19 protein-coding genes and 1 tRNA gene are annotated in these 19,739 nt (G+C 60.8%); 13 read left to right on the top strand and 7 right to left on the bottom strand.

The window, feature by feature from the left end:
* The first annotated feature begins 48 nt into the window (after positions 1 to 48).
* On the top strand, positions 49 to 3,456 hold the full coding sequence (locus tag E3O11_RS16290; RefSeq protein WP_134495648.1) for a hypothetical protein: 3,408 nt from the start codon (positions 49 to 51) through the stop codon (positions 3,454 to 3,456).
* A gap of 218 nt (positions 3,457 to 3,674) precedes the next feature.
* Here the strand turns inward: E3O11_RS16290 and E3O11_RS16295 are convergent, their stop codons facing one another.
* The 4 genes from E3O11_RS16295 to E3O11_RS16310 all read right to left on the bottom strand — a co-directional run bounded on the left by E3O11_RS16295 (position 3,675) and on the right by E3O11_RS16310 (position 6,359).
* Positions 3,675 to 3,983, bottom strand: coding sequence for a hypothetical protein (locus E3O11_RS16295; protein ID WP_134495650.1), 309 nt, complete (start codon positions 3,981 to 3,983; stop codon positions 3,675 to 3,677).
* A 492-nt stretch (positions 3,984 to 4,475) separates the two neighbouring features.
* Positions 4,476 to 4,703 carry a hypothetical protein gene (locus E3O11_RS16300; RefSeq protein WP_092451869.1) on the bottom strand — a complete coding sequence of 76 codons (228 nt, stop codon included), beginning with the start codon at positions 4,701 to 4,703 and terminating at the stop codon, positions 4,476 to 4,478.
* 344 nt (positions 4,704 to 5,047) lie between these two features.
* Entirely contained in the window at positions 5,048 to 5,449 is a 402-nt protein-coding gene (locus E3O11_RS16305; RefSeq protein WP_092451867.1) for a hypothetical protein, read from the bottom strand.
* Between the two features lie 121 nt (positions 5,450 to 5,570).
* Entirely contained in the window at positions 5,571 to 6,359 is a 789-nt protein-coding gene (locus tag E3O11_RS16310; RefSeq protein ID WP_092451865.1) for a sigma-70 family RNA polymerase sigma factor, read from the bottom strand.
* A 625-nt stretch (positions 6,360 to 6,984) separates the two neighbouring features.
* On the opposite strand from E3O11_RS16310, the gene E3O11_RS16315 reads away from it, so the two are divergent.
* The 6 genes from E3O11_RS16315 to E3O11_RS16340 all read left to right on the top strand — a co-directional run bounded on the left by E3O11_RS16315 (position 6,985) and on the right by E3O11_RS16340 (position 13,189).
* The gene (locus E3O11_RS16315) at positions 6,985 to 9,468 is read left to right on the top strand and encodes a phage/plasmid primase, P4 family (RefSeq protein ID WP_166787612.1); all 2,484 of its coding nucleotides are present in this window, start codon (positions 6,985 to 6,987) and stop codon (positions 9,466 to 9,468) included.
* A gap of 258 nt (positions 9,469 to 9,726) precedes the next feature.
* Positions 9,727 to 10,653 (top strand): hypothetical protein, encoded by a 927-nt coding sequence (locus E3O11_RS16320; RefSeq protein ID WP_092451861.1) that lies wholly within the window; start codon positions 9,727 to 9,729, stop codon positions 10,651 to 10,653.
* Between the two features lie 93 nt (positions 10,654 to 10,746).
* Entirely contained in the window at positions 10,747 to 11,160 is a 414-nt protein-coding gene (locus E3O11_RS16325; RefSeq protein ID WP_134495652.1) for a hypothetical protein, read from the top strand.
* Positions 11,160 to 11,441, top strand: coding sequence for a hypothetical protein (locus tag E3O11_RS16330; RefSeq protein WP_092451858.1), 282 nt, complete (start codon positions 11,160 to 11,162; stop codon positions 11,439 to 11,441). The genes E3O11_RS16325 and E3O11_RS16330 overlap by 1 nt, the downstream gene beginning before the upstream one ends.
* Positions 11,442 to 11,506: 65 nt before the next feature.
* Complete coding sequence (locus E3O11_RS16335) at positions 11,507 to 12,382, top strand: hypothetical protein (protein ID WP_134495654.1); 876 nt, start codon at positions 11,507 to 11,509, stop codon at positions 12,380 to 12,382.
* A gap of 75 nt (positions 12,383 to 12,457) precedes the next feature.
* Complete coding sequence (locus E3O11_RS16340) at positions 12,458 to 13,189, top strand: metallophosphoesterase (RefSeq protein ID WP_134495656.1); 732 nt, start codon at positions 12,458 to 12,460, stop codon at positions 13,187 to 13,189.
* 82 nt (positions 13,190 to 13,271) lie between these two features.
* On the opposite strand, the gene E3O11_RS16345 is transcribed toward E3O11_RS16340, so the two are convergent.
* Together E3O11_RS16345 and E3O11_RS16350 are read right to left on the bottom strand one after the other, a co-directional pair.
* Positions 13,272 to 13,670: a hypothetical protein gene (locus E3O11_RS16345; protein ID WP_092451852.1), complete on the bottom strand. Its 399-nt coding sequence runs from the start codon at positions 13,668 to 13,670 to the stop codon at positions 13,272 to 13,274.
* A gap of 87 nt (positions 13,671 to 13,757) precedes the next feature.
* On the bottom strand, positions 13,758 to 14,342 hold the full coding sequence (locus E3O11_RS16350) for a hypothetical protein (protein WP_092451850.1): 585 nt from the start codon (positions 14,340 to 14,342) through the stop codon (positions 13,758 to 13,760).
* Between the two features lie 65 nt (positions 14,343 to 14,407).
* Between E3O11_RS16350 and E3O11_RS16355 the strand changes: the two genes are divergently transcribed.
* The 3 genes from E3O11_RS16355 (at position 14,408) to E3O11_RS16365 (ending at position 16,326) form a co-directional block, all read left to right on the top strand.
* Complete coding sequence (locus E3O11_RS16355) at positions 14,408 to 14,890, top strand: hypothetical protein (RefSeq protein ID WP_092451848.1); 483 nt, start codon at positions 14,408 to 14,410, stop codon at positions 14,888 to 14,890.
* A gap of 38 nt (positions 14,891 to 14,928) precedes the next feature.
* Entirely contained in the window at positions 14,929 to 15,417 is a 489-nt protein-coding gene (locus E3O11_RS16360) for a hypothetical protein (RefSeq protein ID WP_092451846.1), read from the top strand.
* Positions 15,418 to 15,768: 351 nt separating this feature from the next.
* Positions 15,769 to 16,326: a recombinase family protein gene (locus tag E3O11_RS16365; RefSeq protein WP_092451844.1), complete on the top strand. Its 558-nt coding sequence runs from the start codon at positions 15,769 to 15,771 to the stop codon at positions 16,324 to 16,326.
* A gap of 37 nt (positions 16,327 to 16,363) precedes the next feature.
* Here E3O11_RS16365 and E3O11_RS16370 read toward each other — a convergent pair whose 3' ends face one another.
* Positions 16,364 to 17,677, bottom strand: coding sequence for a tyrosine-type recombinase/integrase (locus E3O11_RS16370; protein ID WP_166787613.1), 1,314 nt, complete (start codon positions 17,675 to 17,677; stop codon positions 16,364 to 16,366).
* Between the two features lie 228 nt (positions 17,678 to 17,905).
* Here E3O11_RS16370 and E3O11_RS16375 point away from each other — a divergent pair.
* The 3 genes from E3O11_RS16375 to E3O11_RS16385 all read left to right on the top strand — a co-directional run bounded on the left by E3O11_RS16375 (position 17,906) and on the right by E3O11_RS16385 (position 19,573).
* Positions 17,906 to 17,981, top strand: a tRNA-Arg gene (locus E3O11_RS16375).
* Between the two features lie 168 nt (positions 17,982 to 18,149).
* Positions 18,150 to 18,386, top strand: coding sequence for a helix-turn-helix domain-containing protein (locus tag E3O11_RS16380; RefSeq protein WP_092451840.1), 237 nt, complete (start codon positions 18,150 to 18,152; stop codon positions 18,384 to 18,386).
* 41 nt (positions 18,387 to 18,427) lie between these two features.
* A complete protein-coding gene (locus E3O11_RS16385; RefSeq protein ID WP_241994763.1) occupies positions 18,428 to 19,573 on the top strand; it encodes a tyrosine-type recombinase/integrase in 1,146 nt (381 codons plus the stop codon).
* Positions 19,574 to 19,739: the final 166 nt, after the last annotated feature.

Below are 19,739 nucleotides of genomic sequence, written 5' to 3' on the forward strand. Positions count from 1 at the left end.
GAAGGCGATAAGCATGCCGGCCATGACGATCTCGCCGAACTCTTGCGGTTGGCCGACGAAGAAGAACCCCGGTTGCACGCGAGCGAAGACTTTCTCCCAGAGGATCCACGCGACGATGTTCGTGTCGAGTTCAACGGCCGACTCTATCGGCTCTGCGCGGGGAACATGGAACGACCGATAGCGGACCTAGACCGGTTGCTCATGCTCGCGAAAGTCGTCGATCCCGTTCTCGCGGACACCCACGGCTTCGGGTTGATCCACCTTGCAGAGGTTGTGCTCGCCCACGTGGACGACGTGCTGACCGCGGCAGTTTTCCCTGACGGGCCTGGCCACGAAGTCGGCGATAGAGCCGTGACCCTCACGGCCGACGAAGTTGGACCGGACTCCGACACGTTCAAGTGGAAAGGCCCGCACGCTATCGCGTTGGACTGGCTGACCGCCCCTGCAACTCACCTGGAATACGAGCCAGGCAGCACGATGAGCGCATTCGGGTCCACCATGCTGGTGGTCATCCATGGCGAATCTGCGCCCAGGTGGTTACCGATCGGATTCCTTCCAGAAGCGCTCGCCCAGGCGACAGCAGAGCTCACTGAGCAGGTCGCCATCGAGGACAAAACGCTCGCTTGGCGCCTCGACCAGGCCGTTGCTGCACGAGTTCGCCGACGACTGTGGAGGTTTTCTCCCGTACTCTACGGCGCACCAGACGGACCCACTGGACCCACCGTTTCCGCAGCGAACGTCGCCCAGTGGGCACTCCCCATCGGCGATCGAGACCTGCTCGTCGTTCAAACGAACACGGCGTTTATTTCGGACGAGCTCCCAACTAACGTGCCGGTCGCTGTGCGGGCCGCCGAATACATGAAGGGAGCCGGAGCTGAGTTCACACTTCCCTTCGCGACCGGCCAGCTTGCGCTGCGCCCCGGTGCGATGGTCACAGCGATCCTTGTCGTCGCGGGGGCCGCGCACCTCATCGCCAACGGGCCGCCCGGCGCGCTGCACCTATCCCTCGAGGACCTCGATTGGATCGCTCAATCCGCGAACGATGACACGGACCTCTTCCACTTCGCAGAGGAGATGAGCGGAAAACAACTACCGGCAATGTTCGGGATGGAGACCATGAACGTGTGGGACTGGTGGCAGTCAAACAATAGCGCTCTGTTCCGAAGCGGGCGTCCGCCGGGAGCTATGATGTTCGAACTCCACCGCGGCACGGTCGAATGGCAACGTGCGAAGCGATTGAGTAGCATCGAGCGGGCGCTTTTGCTTCTGGGTCTTCCTGCACTCCGACAGTGGGACATGATCGACGAAGAAGAACAAGGCTCAGCCACAGTCGCGCGATGGGATGACGACGACCGCGCCGTCGGGTCAGCCTTTTTCAACAACGGGACGCACAGGAGACCCGCCACCCGCATCGTTCGAGTACGAGCGTTGGCGGTGCCCGTTTCGTTGGAAGCGAAGCACGAGCACTCAGCCGCGAAAGCGGAACTAATGATCGACCTCGTCGGGTCTTTCACTCACGGAATCAGCCAGGTCGAGACCGAGTGGACCGCTGCGGCAGACGCGTCTGGAATACGCGGGCTACGCCTGACTTTCGAGCCCGTACCGGGACCGGACTCGTTCAGCATCGCATCCATCGACCGAATCGGGCACACCGTCGCCGCCACGATCGGAGTGCACTTAGAAAGCCTCGCCGAAGTGGTCGACGGCGACCCGGCCGCGGGAAGGCAGCTGATGGCGGAATCTTTCGCCGGCTTGCTCTTCCGGCTCGGCGTCCCATTGCCGCTGCGAGAAGCGGTGTGCGCGGCTTGGATCGCCGCACCGCCGACGCTGACCCTCGATATCTTAGATAGCGCGGCCACACGAAATGACATGCAGGCTCCCGCGCACGTCGAGCTGCCGCTCACTGCGGAGATCGACCGCCTCATCGCGCATCGTGTTGCCGAGTCTGGGGTGCAGCCAGGAATCTACCCGCCGACGGTCGCGAAGCAAATCGACCGTGACACGATCGCACCCCTGATCCGCGAAATGCTCGACGATCGCCTCGCCGGACATTCGGCTGACTCCCTGATCGTCGCCGGTATGGTCCAACTGGAGAGAACCCTGCTGCGGCGTGAACACGACTTACGAAATCTGAAACAGTCGGCGGGAGCGTTCCCGCTGACCTGGGACCCTGTCAACAGACAACACGAAATCCAAGAAGAATCGCTCGGTCTGAGACGCTGCATCGAGCTTATCGTCGAAGCTGCCCTGCTGACCCAGCCGACGGGTAAGGAACAGGTGCACGAGCGCGCGTGGGCGAAAGTGTTGGCGACTTCCGCGTCTTTCCTCGATGCCACCACGCGTAGCGAAACGCTCCACTACCAGGTGACACGATCCGGTCTCGATGTAAGCGAGATGTTCGACCTGAGCATCATCGAATGGCCAAACGCTGATGGTGAACCTTCCGGTTTCGACGTGGCTGCCTACGGCCGGGCTCTGGCGGAGGAAGCACTGCACCAGTCATGGCTGGACGCGGACGATGGCACCGAGACGCAGATGCTTCTCGACGCTGCCGACCAGCGGTTCCTGGACGAGTACGGCACGTTCGCCAGCGACGCTCTCAAGGTGCTGTTTACTCTTGCATCCTGGCCATTGAACGACGACGATCCAGACGCGGTCGTCGTTACCGAGGAACAAGCTATTGATCGCGTCACTGCATCCGGGGTCCTGGACGACGACAATGCGCGATACCGGGCGGCATCAGCGCTGCACTTTCTGCAGTCGCGCTCCGACGCGTACACGGCTGAAGAATGGGTGCCTTGGCGTTTGCGCACCCGTCGAGTCCGTCTGCTGGTCAAACCGGTGCCCGTGCTGTCTGATGGGCGAATGGTGATCGCTCCCCACTACTGTCACACTGCCGCCAAGGTGTTCTTCGGCTACTGGATGACCGGGATGCTTCCTTGGTCGCAAACCGGATCCGATGCCCTCGATCGCGCGATGGGTGCGATCCGTTCTCGCCGCAACGATGAGCTTGAAAAACAAGCCGACCGGAGCATGAGAACAGGCGGCTGGGTCACGCGGTCGCGCGTGAAACCTGGCGACGGGCATCGAATTGGCGTTGAAATACTCACAACGGAGATCGACATCGTCGCGGTCCGACGGGGGAGTCGTGTCATCTGGGTCCTCGAAGTGAAGGATCCGAACCAGATGTTCAACCCTGCGGACATAAGACGGCACATCGATCGGTTTCACGCCGGAACAAAGTCCTACGTTTCGCTGCTCACTCGAAAGCTCGCGGAAGTGTCGGTGAACCCCAGCACTGTAGCTCAAGCCTTAGGCCTCCCGGCCGGTGACTACGACGTGCGGTCCCTTTTCGTCACCCGTCATATTGTGCCGGCGGCATTCATGAACGGTCCGCACCCGTTCGTTACAGCGGACCACCTGGTCGACTACCTAAGTGGTGCCGAGGAGAACTGAGTTGAGGAGCGCCGTAGAACAAGCGAAACCTACGACAGATGGCGGGGGGTGCGCGGCTCGCGCGCGCGACGCAAGGTAACGGGGGACGCACTAACTAGCGCTCGAACCTGTTTCTCGACGCAGGATTTGTCTGTTCAGATTCTAGATCAGAGGTACGGTTCCCGCGCCCGCCCGTTCCATTGAACCCAACGAGCGTCGACACCCATGCTGCGCAGGTTTCAGTTGAGGTTGCCGGCGACGGCAGCATCAGCAATCTCGAAAGGTTCCCATTTCTGTGCTTGGAGGTGCGCGACGAGGCCGCGATTGCGATCCACGTGAGTGGAACCGTTGTCGATGCCCAGCTCCTCAAATCGGTCGGCGACAGCCCGGCGGTAGTCGTTGGGTGAGGAGTTGAAGTCGACCCAAGAAATGCCAAGCCTGTCCAGTGCCTCTATCTGCCATTCCTTCAGAAGGCCGTCGCGGCGTGCTTGGCGGGACTCGGTGAGAAACTCGCTGAGTTCGTGTTCGGTCATAAGCTTCGTGTGCATGTTGTGCCTTTCGTCGTGGCCTTGAAGTCAGCTAGCGACTCATGTTTGATGTGGGAAGTGGGCCGGATGTCCCGGCCTGTGTTCTTCCCTCGAGTACATGCGCGGCGGATTTCACATCCGAAAGACTTTGTGGAAGCGCCTGGATCGCGCGGAAGGCCCGCCGTGCCAATAGGTTCGGCATCGCAGCATTAATCACCAGCTGAATGTGATCTTCATGGGCTTCGAAGAGAAGTTTGGACGTAAGAGTGAACATGCTCCTGTGAGGCGTTCACATAACAAGCCAAGGACAAGGCCACCTGCCCGCCGAAGTCGAGGCGTAATCGATGCTGCGGGAACACCGAAGCGAGCGACTGCCATTAATGCCCACGGTGTCGCGCGTCCGCGCGGCGCCATTGAGGTTGGTGCTGACCATGCGAGCGCGGTAGCCGCCACGAACTTGTCGCCAGACTGACGGTGGTAGCTGTGCGAGCAGATTTCCGCGGAGCACGATGATCAGGCGGCGTGCTGATTGAAAGGGGCCGCAGCCTGGCGGCGATTCCAAATGGCTGTATAGCCAATACGGAAGCCCTCGGCGGCGAGGGCATCCCGTAGAGCCGAAATGGAGACATCAGGGTTTGCCAAGTGGCGGTTCAGATTGGCCTGTGACTCTTCATCGAGACCGTCGATGTATCGCTGAAACTTGCCGACCGGTGATGGCCGGCGGGTGATTATTGCGAACATGTTGTCCCCCTAGAACGTTTGCGCCGGCTGCCCCGTGGGCAAACTTATTCAGCGTGCTATCTATATGTGCTGACGTCACCGTAAGTTTCCATCTGCGCTTAAATTGGCGTGAAAAACTCGGGCCGCGCATGTACCAGCGGTAGGGGGCTGCGTGGCACGAGTAACGCCCGAGCTGGGCATGTAAGCGGAGGCTGCACTCCCTCACTTTTTTACGCGCGTACGCTGCATCCCTAGAATCTGCGTAGCCTGCTCCGAAAGCTCGCGACCAGTTCTCTCTGCGGGCGGCACTCAGCCGAAGGCATCGGACCATTGTTCGCTATGCTCGCCATACCCCGCCCCGGTCATCACGCCGCCGGAGAATAGGCCTGACGCATGTACACGCCAAGCTCGGATCGGAGTGCTGGACATCCCGGGCACGTGTACAGGATCTCAACGCGGCGCGCCGGCGTATGCCGGATCTGCCCAGGGATGATAAGGACGTCCAAGTTGCTCGTCAGGGCCGACAGTTCGATCTCCGTGACGGTGCCCGCGTGGGCGGCTGCGGCTACAAAGATGAACCACTTGGTGAATGCGGCTTCGGGTTTGGCTGTGCATCGCTGCGGTTCGCCGGTCATCACTGAGAGTGCGGCGCGCCCGGTACTCACGATGTTGTCCGAACAGAGGTACGCCGCGCCAACATCAATCGGTCTTTGCCGGTGCTTCGCCTCGCCTTCGCTGCCGAGGTTGTTGCTGCTCGCCTCGCGCACCTGGGGATCAGCCAGGCTTTCGGCCCGCGGTTGCCGGCACGTGCGTCCACGGCGTTGTGGAGGGCCGCCAGGCCCGACTCTGTGGTCGGCTGAGCGCGGTGTGTTTCGATCGTATACGGCATCAGACAGTCGCCGTTTCGATGGCGCCGAATGCGTCAAGGTGAGCCTTCAACTGCGGGCTGGCCTTGCGGATTTGTGCCAGAACTCGGTTCACAGCTTTTGACACGCTCGGAACATTCATACCCATCAATAAGCCAATCTCCTTCAGCTCCATTGGCGCTCCACCGCCCAGGCCAAAACGGCTGATCATCAGATCCCTTTGACGCTCGGTCAGCTCGCCCAAGGCTTCGGCTATCGCCGCGCTGAGCTCGGAACGCTCAGCCAGTTCTTGCGGCCCGTCGGCCTGGCTCGGCGCGCCGTCTTCGATACTCAAGCCGTCCACGCCGCCGACCGGTGCACCAAGCGACGCCGGCCGGGAGATGGGCTGGCCATTCTGCACCGCAGATCGACGCTGCTTGCGAGTGAACTGGTCGAGCGGCATTCCGGCGAGAGTCACCCGTTCACCGGAAGTCGCTCGCTGCAAGATCAGGTAGGCACCGAGCGGCACCCCCTTGAAGGGATCGTATTTGGCCAGGGCTTCGACGCAAAGCAGGTATGCCTTCGCAGCCCGATCTTCGGACGCTTGTGCAGAAGGAGAGGTGGCGGTTGCCCGTGCTTTGATCCATGGCAGGTATGCCGTGAGGAGATCGCTGCGAGCTGCCGTGCCCTGCTTGCGCTCGTCCTCGGTTGCGGTCGGTCGCCGACCGTGGACGATTCGCAGGATCAGACGTGCGTGAACATCGGATTCGAGACGGACACCGTATGGTGCCGGTGGAACTATGTTGGTCTGAAGTGTTGCTGGCATTGCCATCGTGGTGATCCCTCAAGTGACGGGGCGGCCTCGGACGGGCTGCCCTCTATACAGAGGGGGGTATTGAAACCCCACAGAACCCCGAAACGAGCGCTTCGCCAGAGCGCGTACATGAGCAGTATGAAAACAGTGCCCACGAGTGATCCGCAACGGCCCAAATTTGGTCAGATACAGTGCCGAGGGGGCGCGGGGGGCGCGGGGGCGCCCGGTCCGGAACCTTTTCCACTGAGGATCCAAAACAGCCTCAAACATGCCAAACCGGTTCGAAACAGTTTTTCTATGCAAACTCTTCTGAGCAGCGCCCCCAGCGCCCCCCACACCCCCTAGACCTAATTTAATCTCCAAGAACCCTGTGTTTACGGGGTTTTTATTTTCCAGAGGTCTAAATAAAACCTCAAATTGAGGGGGTGGACGACCACCCCTTCGTCACCCCCGCGCCCCCTATTCACGTTTTCTGCCCAAATTTCGGCGTCCGGCGCCCACTCACGTTTCCGATTCGGGTGGCGCAGGGGGCGTCTTGGGGGCGCTCAGAACTGCAGATCCCAGTTTCGTGGGGTTTCAATGTCCCCCTCCGTTCATGAGGCAAGCCCATCCGGGCAGCCACCGGCGCGAAGGACGCGAAACCATGAACACCGAAACCATCACGACACAGCAGGCTGCGGTGAGCAGCCCGGAGGCACTTGCCTTCATGACACCGAACGCAGAACGCGCAGAACGCAACGCCTGGCTCGCAGCCAACGCCCGCGACGTAGCGGGACCAGGCGACTGGAACATACGAAACATCCCCACCGATGACTTCACAACTCACACATGGCCTGACGATTCAGCGGAGAGCTTCCGCACGGCAACACCGGCGCACCTCCACTACCTGCAGTGGCGCGCAAATTCTGAGTATGTTGCTCGCGGCCGTGGCATCCACAGCGCAGTCCGTCGTGATCAGAAAATTGAGATTGAGGGCTTTGGCGGTGATGCCCTCAAGAACATGACGGTCGAAGACAACGACTGCTTGGTGATCCCCATGTACTCGCTCGCACACGGCCCAGCGCACCCGGTGCTCTTCCAGGTACGCCCCGACCTGCCGCGCGTCATCGTCGAGTTCGAAAAGGATGAGACCGGTGCAAACAAGCTCGACAAGAAAGGGCAACCAATCCCGGTCCTCGGCCGCGACAAAAAACCGAAATCCCGCTCCGTCAAATTTGAGGCCCCGGCCGGTGCCGTCCGCGGCTCAGAAGTAGGCCAGCTACCGGCCGACGTCCACCCGTACGGCCAGCGCATGCTCGATGCCAACCCGGCTGCGATCATCGCTTGGACTGAGGGGGTTGCGAAGGCAGACGCGATTCTGTCAGCGGCTTTGCGCGAAGGTCTCTCCATCGTCCCTGTCGCTCTCACTGGGGTGACCATGGGGTACCAGGCTGGCGATGCGGAGTCAGGGTTTGCGCCGAACCCGGTGCTCACAGCCGAAACGGTCGGCCTCATTGATCACGTCGGCCGCACCGAGCTGCTCTTCTGGGACGCCGACTGGCGCACCAACAAAAACGTCGGCGGCGCTATGGTCGTGTTCGCCCAGTTGCTCGAAGCTGCCGGCGCCACCGTCTACATCGTTGACACTCCGGGCGTCACCAAAGATCGCAAGGGGGGAGTGGACGACTACCTGCACGCCATGCTCCAGAAAGGATCTGTAACCCCGCTAGCTGACCTGCTTGCCACCCGCCTCGTAACCATCTCGAGCGCCGAGAATGTCGCACGCGTCTACTCAGACGATGACAGCGGGCGCTCCGAACGTCTCGTCGATGAACTGCTTGAAAAGCGGAGCCACACCTTTGACCCGACCACCGACTCCTGGAACAGCTACGACGCCGCCAATGGCATCTGGACCGCCGAAGGCCGTGGCCCCAATGTGGCCCACGTCACCAAGATTCTGACCGAGCGTGACGTCGCCGACCCCGTCCGCTACCGCAATGCCCGCTCCGCTCCTGCTATCAAGAACGCAGGGGTCATCGCCAGCTCCGATCCGTCCATTCAACTCCGCTCCGATGAATGTGACGTTGACGCTTACCTTCTCAACACTCCCTCAGGCGTCGTCGATCTCCTGACCGGTGAACTGCTGCCGCATGGCCCCGCCTACGCGATGCGAAAGGTGACCGGAGTGGGTTATGACCCGGAAGCGCTGTCGCCGGTCTGGGATCGTTTCGTCTTGCAGTCCGCGGGCGGTGATGTCGAGTACGTCCGGTACATCCAGCGCTTCTTTGGCATGGCCCTGATCGGGAAGACCGTCGAGGAGGTCATGGGGATGATCACGGGTGGCGGCCAGAACGGAAAATCAACCATGCTCAAAGCCATCACCTCGACGATCGGCTCGTACGCCGGCACGATGCCCGCAAAGGCGTTCACTGGTGACTTGACTGACGAGATGCTTTTGGAACTACAAGGCGCCAGGTTGGTGCTGGCTGCTGAGACCGGTGCGGGCAATGCCCTCGATGAGCAGGCTCTAAAGACCATGACCAGCAGCGACACGATCAGCGGGCGCGGCCTCTACAAATGCCGCGTCACGTTTGAACCGAGCGCGACAATGGCCCTACTCACAAACCACCGACCTTCGATCCGCGCACAGGACGCTGCCACATGGCGCCGAGTGCGCATCATGCCCTTCAACAACATCGTGACGGAGGAGCAGAAGGACGCAGACCTGCCCATGAAACTCGCAGCGGAAGCAGCTGGCATCCTCCGCTGGCAGGTCGACGGTGCTCTCGCGTTCGGCAACGAAGGTCTCGGTACCTGTGATGTAGTGGCTGAGGCCACCAGCTCTTACCGAGCTAGTCAGGACTTCCTCGGCGGGTTCATCACCGAGTGCCTGATCGTGGGGGAGCCGGCGGATCGCATTCATTGCCGCCGTGCCGATCTGAAGGCGGCTTTCGACGCCTACGTGTTTGAGCAAGGCCGCCGAACCAGCTGGACGCTCGCAGCGATCCGTGAAGGCCTCCAAGAGCGCGGTGTCCTCCCGCGTATCGACGCCGATTTCGAAAAGCGGATCAAAGGGTATCCGACCTGGTACGGCGTTGGACTGCGGAGCACCAGCTCGGCAGTAGAGAAAGCTATGCCCACGTACTGATCACCAGCCACTCCAACGAACGGCCCGAATGCCTACCCGGTGTTCGGGCCGCTGTTGTTTTCGTCGCCTGGCTGAGGGGCGGGGGCGCACCTTCTGAGCACGCAGAACGCAAACAGAGCAGCACCCGGACGCTTGCCCCCAGTTTGAGGGTGGTTGGTGTTTCTTTCTTGATTTTCTCCCTTTTTCTCCGTTTCTCCCCGCTTTTGGCCGCATGTCTTCCCTCTGAACCGAAAAACCCCCGGTTCAGAAGGAAATACCGTGTCGAAAACCACCGAAAAAGCTGCAAAGAAGCTCGCTCGTGACCTGCGCATTGCCCAGGAGCGCGCAGAGGTCGCCGCAGCTCGTATCGCCCCTCGGGCCGCAGCCCTAGCAGCGTACGGGGCAGCGGTTGCTGAGGGCGTCTCTACGGAGGCAGAACTTCAGAATATGGGTGGGTACCTGGTGACTGAGCTTGAAGCCATCCAAGCGGACGAAGCTCGATGGAACAGCCGCCGCGGCCGCGCCCTTTTCACCCTCGGCGTCAAACGTTTCACCGGCATCGCCCACAAGAACAACCTTGAGGCTGGCGACCTGCACATGGCTCTCTGGGAAGCTTGGGCGCAACCCTTTGCCAAGACCGCCGACGGAAAACCGGCACCGTTCCGTTTGAACCCCGCAATCATCGGCGCCCGCGATGCTTGGGCTTTCACAGCCAAGGAAGTCAACGGCAGCTTGGTTGAAGAGCACCAAGCTCAACGCAAGCAGACGTCGCGCAAAGGACTACACCGTATCGGTGCGGCAGAATTCTCCGGCTACTCGCCGCTGCTCGACTCAGATTTTGTTGCGGCCGTCGATGAGGTACTGGAGACCACCGGCTTCCGCACCGTCGCCTTGAAAACTGCCCGCGCACTGATCATCAGTCACGGTCACTCGGAAAAACTAGCCGACGCCGTTCTGGAGACGATGCTCAGTCGCGGTCGTGAGCTGGGTTCGGTACGAAGCGCCATCGACGCCCTCCGTCGTGAGCGCGGGCTTGCTGATGCCCTCGACTTTCCCTTTGAGGATTGGAAGAGCTTGGTGGCTTTGCTTTTCGGAAGCCTCACCGGTGGCCTCGGACTTATCGCCGCCGAGATTGAGGGAGTTCCATTCGAGTCGGTGAAGAACGTTCGCACGGCAACCGCCCGTTTTGGCCGCGTTGCTGCATGAGAAGACAGTTTTGTGGGGTGTGAGTATCCCCCTCCAAATAGAGGAGGTAATCAGCAACCTCACAACGAAGCCCCACAACGACAGGAGATTCACATGGCAAATCGCACGCTAGCTACTATGACGGCATCGGATATCGGATCTCGGATCGTCATCCTCAACGTCGGGCTGCGCGAGGGGGTACTCGCTGACGCACGCCAGATCCCCACGGGCCGGGGCGGGGGAGACGCTGCCAAGCGCCCAGTAACGATGGTCCGGCTTGAAGGCTACAACACTGAGCTGCACTTCTCGAGCACCGACGAGTTCAAGGTTGTCGGCGCCGACTGGGCGGCACCGGCAGCCGAGATCCCGGTGGCCGTTGATAACCCCAGCACAGTGCTCGGCAAGATCATGATCGCCTCAATTGGCCTGGATGACTGCACCGAGGCATATGGAACCGCCAGCGTAGCGGCTATCGGTCAGGCAGCTCTCGCCTACGGCGACATCAACCTCGACGGGAGCTGCAACTGATGACTGACATCAAGTGGGAAGACATGCTGTTCGAATCCGAGATCACTGCTGGCGAACGCCGCAACTCGCTTGGAACGACCTCTCCTGGAACCCCGCCCCCGCTGCGCATCACAGCCGACCACGAACCTGTCGGCCTCACCGAAACTCAGATCGACGAGCTTCACGACGGCTGGGAGGTTGGCGTCGCTTACCGGGCTAGTGCAGCCTTGGGCGGTCCTGGAGAGCGGCAGTATGCTCCGCAGCTCGCCGGCGTCGGCTGGTACCGGCCGGTGGCCGCATGAACGGCGCAGCGCATTCCTCCAGCACGAACACAAACATTCAGAACGACCAAACCGAGGGAACCATCATGACCGCAATACTCACCAACCCGCTCACTTTCCAGCTGAGCGATCAGCTCATCGCCGCGCTGAGCGATCAGTTGGATTGGATGGTGCAGCCGGAGCTGATCGTGTATTTTGCGGGCCTGACAGCCTCCGAACACGGCACTTATCCCGGCCCTGACACCACGCTCACCTTTGCCGTTATCAGTGCGACCCAGCCCAACACCACCATCTCTCAAGAGGGCGGCACGGTCGGTGCGTTCATCGGGGACACCAGCTTCGGGCCGTGCGCCGCAGACGCCGCCGCCGGCATAATCGAGGAGCGGGTGCATGAGGCGCTGCTTCGCGAGCAGATGACGATCACGAACGCCAGTGTCGATGAGCTGGGCAACCTACATTTCTACATCGAACCGGTTCACACGCTGACCAACGGGTGGGTTACCGGAGAGCTGCGCTGCACAGTGTGCGGTGTGTACCCGGAATGCGTGGAGTATGATGACGCGGACGAGCCTGTTATCTCTGCGGAGTTTCAGGCGGCGGTGCTCGCCCAGGTCGAGCTCGGAGAAACAGCGGAGGTCGTCGCGCAGTTTCAGGATTTTGAAGCAGATGGCGACGGCGGTTTCTACTCAGGCCCGGACTCCCAGGTAGTCGTGAGCACAGGCACTGTGGCGTTGCCGGCTTTCCCTACCCGCGCGGTCAGTGACCACGGGTTCACATCCGGTCGCCGCACCGAGCAGGTTGAGGACGCGTTGCACTCTCTGCTCAAAGACGCGTTCGACGGCCTGCACGTCTCCTACGCGACGAAAGACGATGGGGGATTTCTGAACTACACCGTTCAAGACACCCACCGCGCGTCTTACGACAGCGCCTACACCGCTCGCTCAACTGGTGATGTCAGCTAACCCGCCACCTCACTAACAGAAAGCCGGCCAAATCACCTGGCCGGCTTTTTGGTGTCTGCCGCGCATGCTGTAGGTATGGATACCACCGACGATCTGACCAGTATCAACGCCGACGTCGGCGACACGACCGTGGCGATTGCAGGGGACTGGCATTCGAACACCGGCTGGATCCAGGTCGCAATCCCATTCCTACGCCGAGCCGGCGTGCGCACGATCTATCACGTGGGCGATCTGGGATTCTGGGGAGAGCCGAAAGGCACAATGCTCAGGGGCAGCCTTGAGTACTGGCTGGCCGCAGCTGACATCAACCTTTTCTGTACGCCCGGCAACCACGAAAATTGGGCTGCACTAGATGAGCTTTTTGCGGAAGCTCCCGGCCAGCCGATCAGACTAGAACCTCATCTGTGGATGCTGCCGCGGGGGTGCCGGTGGACGCATGCCGGCCGGAGCTTTGTTTCTTTTGGCGGTGCGCCCTCTGTCGACGTGCACTACCGAACGCCGATGAAAACGTGGTGGCCCAGCGAGATCATCACCGAAGCGGACGCTGACGCAGTGGTCGCTGGCGGTCACGCTGAGGTCATGCTCACGCATGATGCTCCGATGACCGCAACGGAGGCCGTCCGCGGCATCCGGGAGGACCGGTCGTTCCAGTACGGTGATGACGTGCGCGAGTACGCACGGATCGGCGAAGAGCGCTGGGGAGCGTTCGCCGGTGTTCGACCAGATCTGCTGTTCCATGATCATTTCCATGTCCAGGATTCGGTAACGCTGCCTTACGGGGCAGCAGGTAATCTCCTTGGATTGTGAGAACAGCACCGGGAACCTGGCGCTATTGGATCTAAAAACATTGGCCGTCACCTGGCCAGGCCACCCACGCCGCCGCTAACGTTCACGCTTCATGGCTGGCGGCGATCATAGCTGCGAGCACCGTGTCGTGAACCGCCGCGGTGATCAGACCGGCGGTATACGCGGCATGCAGTTCACTGATCGGCCCGGTGACGGGAATCCACAAATCGGAGTGCGGGTGCTGCGGTACCTGAGGTACGACCGGGAGGAGGACGACTGCCTCGGTGAACTCGTGCTCGGTGAGCATCCCGGCTGTTAGGGCCGCCGCCAGTTCGGATACAGGCTGCGCATACCTAGCCCAAATCTCGGCTACTGCGTCCTCTTCATCAAGCTCACCAGCAAGGATTCGCCGGCATCTATCGGCGGCAACGTCATCGATTGGATGTCCGATAGCGCGCATGCATGCCACCAACTGGCTTAGCTCGTATTCGACGTCTGTCATGCTCCCACCTTCTCTTCACCATCATCATGCGCGGCTGCCGGGCTTTGTTGTGCTTCCAGATGTTCGGCTTGAACATCGACCCGGAAGCTATTTGGCTTGTCGTCGTCGGGGTGCCTGCCAGTCGATACGGTAAACCTCTGAGGTGGAAAAACCATGCCACTCCTCGGCTTCGGCCTCCTCAGACCATGCGAGCGCACCCCGAAAACCACGAACGAAAATGAAATCCTCGGCCTCATGCATTCGCCCGTCGCCCTCATAACCGGAACCGAGCCCACTGATCAACCGACCGTGCGCAGCTCGGCAGCTGTTTTCGCCGATCAGCACCACAACGAGTTCTGAGTGCGTTCTGATCTCATAGCGACCCGGGGGACTAGAGGCTGTGATCGGTCCGTCTATCACCAGCTCGACGGGTTCGATATTCGTGACGACGCCGAGGTCGACGCGGACGTAGGTGTTACGGACCTCCGTAACAAGGATCCATCGCTCATCGACGACCACGCGGCGCATTCCGCCTACCCACTGTCCAGCCCAGGCAGGCAACGGATGCACCTGCGGTTCTGGCCAGGCGCGGATCATCCGGCCGGGCATGATCTGGACGCGGAATGTTCGGGTGGCTTGCACGATGTACTCGCCAACTTTCGACCCGCCCCAGATAACTGACTCTGAGATCATTTCGAGCTGCCGTCATGCTTCATACAAACATCATGCGCGGCAGCGCTGCCGCGCATGAATCACCTATGACCACCCCAGCTTCCATCGTGCACCTTGACAGCTTTGATCCCGAGCTGGTGACGGCCTTCGATCGAATGCCGGCCGAGACTGATATTTGGTGGGAAGCGGAGCACACGAACGATCGCATTCCATGCTGGAGCACAGCGTTCGCCCTGGACCTTCTCAGCTGTATTGATGCGACTGTTGGCTTTAAGTACGCCGTGCTCGGGCACGTGGCAAGCAATCGTTGGATGATGGTGTTTGCGGCGTCAGGTATCGGATACTCCGTGGAGCTTTCGGCGCCCGATGCCGATGACACGACCACCATGGGAATACTTGGCCGGCCGGGTGGCGGTGGTGAGCAGGTGCAGATCGTTGGCGGGCACAGCCCGGTCACGGTCCGAGCCTCTCAGGTGCTCACTCTGGAAGATGCGTGGGTCGCATTTTCTTCTTGGATCCTGGGCGGCGTGTACCCGGACGGTTACGACGCCGAATATCGGACGTCTTGAGCGTAATCGGCCGCAAGTGCGCCGCGCATGAGATCGGTATGACCTTCACGCCGACCTGTGATCCGCTCGCTCACCTTGAATCTGAGCTCGAGCTCCGCGAGCAGATCTCCGTCATGCCGCGCGAGCCGGAACTGTGGTGGCGAGGGTGGGAAACCGCCGGGCCGCAGCCGATCTGGTCGGTGGCGTTCGCCATGGATCTTCTCGGCTGCATCGATGCCGCTTCGGGCTTCCCCTGGGTGGCGATCAGCGACGCACGCAGCCGGCGGTGGATGCAAGCGTGTGGGTCACCGGCCGGGCTGATGGTCGAGCTCGGAGGAGTGGAAGCCGACAGCAATGTTATGGGCATCGTGGGGCGGCCGGGTGGAGGACGGGGTTACGTGAACCTCTCAAGCAAGACAGACCACGTCGAGCTGCGGGAACATCAGATTCTCTTGATACCCGACGCTCAGGCCGCATTCAGAGCCTGGGTGCTTTCTGGGGCATATCCGGATCCGGACGCCTACGAGATCGAATTTGTGACCTACTAGGCAGCACTCTTACCGCCGCCACGCTCTTAGGATCATTCTTGGGGAACGCGTGGCGGCATTCTTGTGCCTAAAAGGCTTGTTGGTTCCCATATCCGGCGTGCTGGACCGTTCGGTGGCCACGGGTGCGGTCAGGATTGCTTCTGAGCACCAGATAGTTCCTGGAATAGATCGCAGCTGTCGTCAACACCGCGATTCCAGATCGCGTAGGCGGTGTCCATGTGGGGTACACCTTAGATGGACGTCAAGCACAGATACCAAAAAGCGTCAGGATAGGGTTGGTTTCGGATTACTTGACACACTAGCGGTCAGGGTCTTAGACTCCAACTTGACAGAAACGATGTGGGAGTCAAAATGGCAGGTCAGCGCGTGTCGTACGTTCGCGTGAGCTCACAGGATCAGTCCACGGTGCGCCAACTTGCAGGTGTCGAGGTCGACCGGACTTTCGAGGATAAAGCTTCAGGTAAGGATCAGAACCGGCCGCAGCTTGAAGAGCTGATCAAATTTGTGCGCGACGGCGATACAGTCCTCGTGCACTCCATGGACCGTTTGGCCCGCAATCTCGATGACCTCAGGTCGATCGTGCGCCGCCTCACCGAGAAGAAGGTGCAGGTTCAGTTCGTCAAAGAACAACTCACGTTCACGGGGGAGGACAACGCCATGTCACAGTTGCTGCTCAGCGTCATGGGAGCTTTCGCCGAATTTGAACGTTCGCTCATCCGCGAACGTCAACGTGAAGGCATCGCCCTAGCGAAGAAGCGCGGCATCTACCGTGGGCGGGCACCGTCGCTGGATGCGCCCCGAGCCGTAGAGCTTCGCGAAAAAGCAGCAGCCGGCGTTTCAAAAGCTGAGCTCGCCCGGCAGTTCGGGGTCAGCCGCGAAACGGTTTATGCGTACCTTCGGGCTGTCTGATTCGGTCCTCTCCATACAGGGGTTCACTGAACCTGGTTTAGGAGAACAGCTTTCCCATTTGTTTCAGAGCTTCTCGGGCTTCGGCAAGCTCATCGTTATGGTTGTACCCGGTGTGTGCTTTGGTGGATGCATGCCCGGTGATCTGCATGCGGACAGAAATCGGTACTCCCATAGCTGCGAGGACCGTCACCGCGGAATGTCGGGTGGAGTGCAGCGAGTAGACCGGTTTGCGTTCCTCTTCGATGCCTGCATCCGCCAGAGCTCTATGCCATGCAAGGTTGCAGGCACTCGGGTTCCATGGCGCGCCGCCTTCGAAGAATGGGTTGCCAGCCAGCTTACGAACATGCGCTGGTCCGGTGAATAACAGACCTAACGGGTTGTGTTCAGCGGTAGCTGCCGCGACACGAGCGGTAATCAGCTCCAGCAATGGGGACACCAATGGGACCATTCGGTTGGACGACGCCGTCTTCGGTCGAGTGAGAACAAGAGCGCCGGCCAGCACCTTCATCTCAAAGCCGTCCGGAGTGACGATATGCCGGCCGGGGCAGTCGGCGCCGCGCTTACCTGAGCAGGCCGCCTTCCGCGTTTTTGGGTCCACACAACCGGGAGCGTGCTCCCAGCGCAAACGTTGCAGCTGCCATGAGAGGTCAATGATCTCCGCACCTGGTGTCAGGTCCACACGATCAATTGTGAGGCCGAGACCTTCACCCTCCCGGCATCCGGTCAACGCATACAGCGCCCACAACGCCTCCATCCGATCGCCGTGATTCGACCGCAGCAACGTTGTGGTCTGCGCCACCGTCAGGTAGCTGCCTTCGACAACAGCGGCTTTGGGCCGGAGTATTGCTTTAGCTGGGTTCCAGTCGATGACCTTCCGGTTGACGGCTGCGGTCAGAGCGGTGCTCAGGATCGTGTGGGCGGTCCGCGCTGTCGTCGATGAAAGACCGCGGGCGGTCATCCCCTGAGTCATCTTTAACACGTCACCGTACCCGAGATGCAAGATGCGGATCTTCCCGAGCGCCGGGATAATGTACAGACGGAGGTTCGCCTCGTAAGAGTCTTTCGTTCGCGGACGGGTAGCTACCGTGCCCAGCCACTCCATCAGGTAGGCACCGGTCGTCGGATTGCTTGTTCGTTGGATCCCGCCTCTTGCAGCTTCCCGCTTCGCCGCGGCGAACTTCTTCTTGCCTTCGGCTTCGTCCCTGCTGGTAACTTTCCGCCGATGCTGCTTGCCGTCGATGCCAGTGGGGAGTGTAACCCGTCCGACCCAGAGCCCCGTGCTTTTGTCAAATTTGAAGGAGCCTTCTCCTGGCGCCGAACGTTTGACGACCTTCGCTTTTGCTTTAGTCACAAAACCCCTTTTTGTGTTCGCTGCTCTAAGCGTATATCGGGTGGGCCTACAGGTGGGCCTAAACCTATGTGGCTTTGGGGCGTTTGAAACCGTATGCAAGCTGAATGCCTTCTGAACGCGAACACCAATTTCGTTCGAAAATACAGCGTACCGACTCCCGAAATTCCGCATAAAGACGCGGGAATTGGGGCTACAGCTGCCCTCCGGTAGAATGGAAGAGCACAACCCGCCCCCGTAGCTCAGTGGATAGAGCACCGGCCTTCTAATCCGATTGTCGTAGGTTCGATTCCTACCGGGGGCACCAGAAAAATCATCTGACCAGGGTTTCTTGTCCTTACTGAAGGGGCAAGACTTGATTCACGCAACGTTTATTCAACGTTCATTCCGCGGCGCCCGCCTCTTGTGGGCGCTCGGAGAGAAGGTACGCGAGCCAGTTCGATTCACCTGGTGTGACCTTGGGCACCTACGGGTTATGAATGCTACAAATCTCTCGGGGCTCGGTTTGGAGCCCGTACTCACAACGAGCGAGCTCGCCAAATATCTCGGCGTGCACGTGCAGGCGATCTACGACCTGCGCACCGATGGCCGCGGCCCGTCCGGCATTCGCGTCGGACGGGAGATCCGCTACCGCGTCTCCGATGTTCTTCGGTGGCTGGACGGTCTTCACGAGCCCGTACCGTCCAAGGGCGGCCGCGGGGGAGAGCACTGATGGCCGGCCGACCACGACTGCCGATCAGCACGTTTGGCGCGATGAAGACGACCGAGGTCGGTGCTGGGCGCTTCCGGGCGATGGCTCGTTTTCGCGACTGGGACGGTCAGTCGAGGCAGGTCAAAGCGACCGGCTCGAGTCGCAACGCGGCGGAGACAGCGCTCAAGGTCGAGCTGGCCGCGCGTACGCGCGTCGGTAACGTCGGCGACTCAGTGAACGCGGGCTCGCCGTTCAGAATGCTGGCCGAGGCCTGGCTGGAGGACCTGATGCTCGACGTTGACCGCGCGAACGGTACAAAAACCGTCTACGAGTACGAGCTGCGCGGGCTTGTGCTGCCCTTTTTCGAGCACTTCACGGTTCGCGAGGTGACCGTCGGCCGCATTGAGCTTTTCCTGAAGGTGCAGCGAGCGATCTCGTACACACGAGCCAAGCGCTCCCGCACGATCCTCAGCATGGTGCTGGGGTTTGCCGTACGGCGGGGCATCATCGCGCGCAATCCGGTCAAGGAAACCTCGCGGATGAAGAAGCCCCAGCACACCCCGAAGGCGCTCACGCCGGACCAGGTAGCCGCAATCCGACTCGCCGCCCGCGACTGGCGCACAGGGGAGGGCAGGATGGGGCCCAAACCCGACGGGCAGGTGCGGGACCTGATCGAGGTGATGCTCGGCACGGCGACGCGCATCGGCGAGACGCTTGCCCTTCGAAAGTGCGACATAGATATGACCGCCGACCCCCCTTGCGTGCACATCCGCGGAACGCTCGTCGTGCAAAGTGGCGCCGGCGTGGTTCGTCAGGCGCATCCCAAAACGCATGAGTCGAACCGGGTCGTCGCCGTGCCGCAATTTGCGGCAGAGGTGATACGAGGACGTCTAACACTGATCGAGGGGGAGGACGCGGAACACCTGCTGTTCTTCACGCGGAACGGCAAGCCACTCGCGCCGCACAACGCCCGGCGCACATTCCGCGAGATTCTCTGGAACGCTGGCCTTGAAGGCATGGGGATCACGCCCCATGCCTTCCGTCGAACGGGGGCGACGCTGCTCGCCAACGAACTGGGTTTGCAGGCTGCGGCCGACGTACTCGGACACACGTCAACGTCGACGACAAAGGCGCACTACGCGGAGCCTGACCGCGCCGTAAAATCCGAGCCGGCCACGGTTCTGCAGCGGCTGGCTCCGCCTTCGTAAAGAATCTCTTGATCCTCTGAACGCCAGCGTCGAACGTTTTGTCATCCGGGAGATCGAGGTCACGTCCCGCCGGTTGGTGTAATTCATCGTCACCGTGCGGGTCAGCTGATTTGATTATGCGGCAATGAGCTCGGGAACGGGAATCACCCCCGTCAGGGCGCTGGCG

The sequence above is a fragment of the Cryobacterium levicorallinum genome (assembly GCF_004402405.1).
GTDB lineage: Bacteria > Actinomycetota > Actinomycetes > Actinomycetales > Microbacteriaceae > Cryobacterium > Cryobacterium levicorallinum.

Excerpts from the sequence above, each read along its gene's own strand:
- E3O11_RS16345 (WP_092451852.1), bottom strand. The coding sequence starts at position 13,670 with ATGACAGACGTCGAATACGAGCTAAGCCAGTTGGTGGCATGCATGCGC.
- E3O11_RS16330 (WP_092451858.1), top strand. The coding sequence starts at position 11,160 with ATGACTGACATCAAGTGGGAAGACATGCTGTTCGAATCCGAGATCACT.
- E3O11_RS16385 (WP_241994763.1), top strand. The coding sequence starts at position 18,428 with ATGAAGACGACCGAGGTCGGTGCTGGGCGCTTCCGGGCGATGGCTCGT.
- E3O11_RS16310 (WP_092451865.1), bottom strand. The coding sequence starts at position 6,359 with ATGGCAATGCCAGCAACACTTCAGACCAACATAGTTCCACCGGCACCA.
- E3O11_RS16360 (WP_092451846.1), top strand. The coding sequence starts at position 14,929 with ATGACCTTCACGCCGACCTGTGATCCGCTCGCTCACCTTGAATCTGAG.
- E3O11_RS16335 (WP_134495654.1), top strand. The coding sequence starts at position 11,507 with ATGACCGCAATACTCACCAACCCGCTCACTTTCCAGCTGAGCGATCAG.
- E3O11_RS16315 (WP_166787612.1), top strand. The coding sequence starts at position 6,985 with ATGAACACCGAAACCATCACGACACAGCAGGCTGCGGTGAGCAGCCCG.
- E3O11_RS16340 (WP_134495656.1), top strand. The coding sequence starts at position 12,458 with ATGGATACCACCGACGATCTGACCAGTATCAACGCCGACGTCGGCGAC.
- E3O11_RS16325 (WP_134495652.1), top strand. The coding sequence starts at position 10,747 with ATGGCAAATCGCACGCTAGCTACTATGACGGCATCGGATATCGGATCT.
- E3O11_RS16380 (WP_092451840.1), top strand. The coding sequence starts at position 18,150 with ATGAATGCTACAAATCTCTCGGGGCTCGGTTTGGAGCCCGTACTCACA.
- E3O11_RS16355 (WP_092451848.1), top strand. The coding sequence starts at position 14,408 with ATGACCACCCCAGCTTCCATCGTGCACCTTGACAGCTTTGATCCCGAG.
- E3O11_RS16295 (WP_134495650.1), bottom strand. The coding sequence starts at position 3,983 with ATGCACACGAAGCTTATGACCGAACACGAACTCAGCGAGTTTCTCACC.
- E3O11_RS16350 (WP_092451850.1), bottom strand. The coding sequence starts at position 14,342 with ATGATCTCAGAGTCAGTTATCTGGGGCGGGTCGAAAGTTGGCGAGTAC.
- E3O11_RS16300 (WP_092451869.1), bottom strand. The coding sequence starts at position 4,703 with ATGTTCGCAATAATCACCCGCCGGCCATCACCGGTCGGCAAGTTTCAG.
- E3O11_RS16365 (WP_092451844.1), top strand. The coding sequence starts at position 15,769 with ATGGCAGGTCAGCGCGTGTCGTACGTTCGCGTGAGCTCACAGGATCAG.